The sequence below is a fragment of the Candidatus Methylacidiphilales bacterium genome, assembly GCA_028713655.1.
Classification (GTDB): domain Bacteria; phylum Verrucomicrobiota; class Verrucomicrobiia; order Methylacidiphilales; family JAAUTS01; genus JAQTNW01.
This window is the reverse complement of sequence record JAQTNW010000089.1, coordinates 1-2,602: the sequence shown is the minus strand read 5'-3', so window position 1 is coordinate 2,602 and position 2,602 is coordinate 1. Positions and strand designations below refer to the sequence as shown.

Sequence of the window (2,602 nt, the reverse complement as noted above, 5' to 3'; positions counted from 1 at the left end):
CACCGGACAGACTTGAACGCAGGGAGGCTTGGCGCACTGATTGCAGAGCTTGGGAACAAAAAATCCTTTTCTGATAATTTCGGAGGGAATATCTTTAAACTTTCCCCGTCCCAGGTCAAACCGGCCTGTGGTAAAACCATGACGCGCCTCTTGGGGGGTATCCGCCAATACGTCCCCCTCTCCGGTAACGACGTACCGTTCCACCCAGGTTCGGGAAACATCGGCATCAAAAGGAATTTCGTTTTCCAGTTTGCAGGCCTTCACACAAAAACCGCAGCCGATGCATTTATAGGTATCAACGAGAAATACAAAGCGTCGCGGTGATGCGCCGGCCAGAACATCCGCGGGCCGGAATATTCCGTCCAGTCCCCTGACCAGCAATACGGCCGCGCTTCCTTTTACCGCCAGCTTTATAAAACATCGTCTGTTCATCTTGCTCCAGGTTTAAGGTTTGGAGGCCTCATGCGGGTCGTGACATGCGGCGCATTCCAATCCGGGATTGTGCTGATCCGGAATGATTCCTTTAATTTGCGATCGTTGGCTGGTCGGATAATCGAGACGGGTATGACATCTCAGGCAAAGATTCCGGCTGCGATCGATTTCCGGTTTGGGCGGCTCTGACGGATGATCAAAAGCCGGGCCATGGCAATTTTCACATTGAATGTCTTTATGCGAAGCTGTCGCAAGCTTCTCCGTCTCTGCGGAATGGCAGTCCGCACATAATTCCCTGCCCTGATATTTTACGGCAATAGTTTCCCATTCGGTAACATTGGATTGCCGGTACCAGCCATACACATAGCCCTGTTCATGAACTCCGAAATCCTTCGTTATCCACAATGTCCGGGCAATGAAGATGCCCGCCACCAGAGCAATAACCACAAATAAAGGCCGCCATACATGCATCATGTCGAATGATTTCTTAAAAGCCCCGCCTGTTGCCGGGCGGGGCACGTTATGTTGGCTCAGCAGGTGATAAACTGCCGGCTACAAATAATTACGGACGCTCCGGAGTGCTCCAGGCGCCGGTTGCCCGACTCCATCTGATCAGATAAACCATGGCTTCCGTTGTCCCGGGTGCAAAGACCGTGAGTGTGCCATCCGTAAAGGCCGATGCGCCTTTGCCATAGACGGACGGCATGGTGGCCAGCGCCGTTGCGCCCGTTGAGCCGTTCATTGTGCCGTCATCGAGATAATCGATGGTGTCATAGATCAGCCTTCGGGAGTACGTGCGGGCATGGACAAAGGCGCCCGGGTCTCTCTTGAAGTACACGATATTGGAAACGGCGCCCATGACTCTGGCCTTGTTATAATTTGACCCCAGAACGGCCATGGCGGCCGTCCAATCCGCCGCTCCGGCTTCAGTCGTTGTCCCTGTCTTGTAAGCTCTCACAAATTCATCCAAAGGCGCGGGTTCGGCTGCAATCGTGATGCCCGTCCCCATATTATTAAAGATATTGATCGCCAGCGTCAGAGCCGCCTGATAGGCTTCCGACTGCGGCTCCAGGAAGTACTGTTTAAAGTCGGCTTCTTTTGAAAGCGAGTGCCCCATTTCGGAATCATGGCACCTGATACAAACGGCATCAATGCTCCTCTGATCGATTTCCTGGCTGTGGCTGGCCGAAAAATGGCATGAAACGCAGGGACCGCCGCTCGTCAATTTTTTATCTTTAGCCGTGATACCCTCATTGCCGATCATTGCCGGCGTTCCCAGTTTCCGGTGCGTGCTGGTAATGGTTCCGCCATCCTGATCGGACAAGAGCGTTTTGTCAATCTCCACGCCGGGAATCGACCCCGGAGCGAAGGTGATGAAACCCATTTTAACAAACATCGTTGTCGCGGCCTGCAGGTAGTGGGTTCGCTGATAGTTTGTGCTGGCATCCGTAATGGCGCCGGGATCCTTCTCCCGGGAATCATGACAGAATATACAGGCATTGGAACGCCCCATATCCGGGTACGGTGACTTGCCGTAATTCAACTTGTAACCGCTTGCCCCGGCATCGAGCGCCACCTTCGGATTCCAACCGGTTGCGGATGATGCATAACTGTAATCGGTTGCCGGATTGGCGCCTTTCATGGTGCGCAGAATTCCGGCGCCCGCATTGGAATGGCATCCATAGCACTTGAGAACGCCGGGCGTTGTACCCATATTGGCGGTGGAAAAAGTTGTAAAGAACGCGGAGAAGCCTTCCGTCGTATGACATCGTCCGCAGGATGTCCCTTCGTGTCCGGCAAAAGCGCCTCCCGCAACGCCGGCCGCCATCACCGCGTCAACCTGCTTGAGCCCTTGGGCAGTCCTGACCGGATCGGTTCTCGGGAGCGATGTGTCCACGGGATTGGCTGCCGCCGCGGCATACTTGGCTGTAAGGATTCCACGGGCATGGCCGGACTGCGCCCAATCCGTATAAAGGGTCGGCGTGTTTTGACCGGTTCTTGTTCCGGCATTCGCTTCATGACCATGACAATCGGAGCAGACACCCGGATTGATGGAACCGTTCGCCAGGGTGAACCGCAGTCCGTATCCTTCAATGGAAGACTCCGAATCCGTAGCCGGGTTGTCGTAGTGCGTTGTGCCGATGATCCGGTACCATGTCGGTTCATGATT

At 54.4% G+C, this 2,602-nt stretch carries 3 protein-coding genes; all 3 read right to left on the bottom strand.

What is annotated here, in order from left to right; translation table 11 throughout:
• On the bottom strand, nucleotides 1-432 hold a 432-nt coding region (locus PHD76_15270; GenBank protein ID MDD5263203.1), incomplete at its 3' end, for a 4Fe-4S dicluster domain-containing protein.
• Nucleotides 433-444: 12 nt separating this feature from the next.
• On the bottom strand, nucleotides 445-906 hold the full coding sequence (locus PHD76_15265) for a cytochrome c3 family protein (GenBank protein MDD5263202.1): 462 nt from the start codon (nucleotides 904-906) through the stop codon (nucleotides 445-447).
• Nucleotides 907-994: 88 nt separating this feature from the next.
• Nucleotides 995-2,602 (bottom strand): hypothetical protein (locus PHD76_15260; protein ID MDD5263201.1); only part of this gene is annotated, 1,608 nt, incomplete at its 5' end.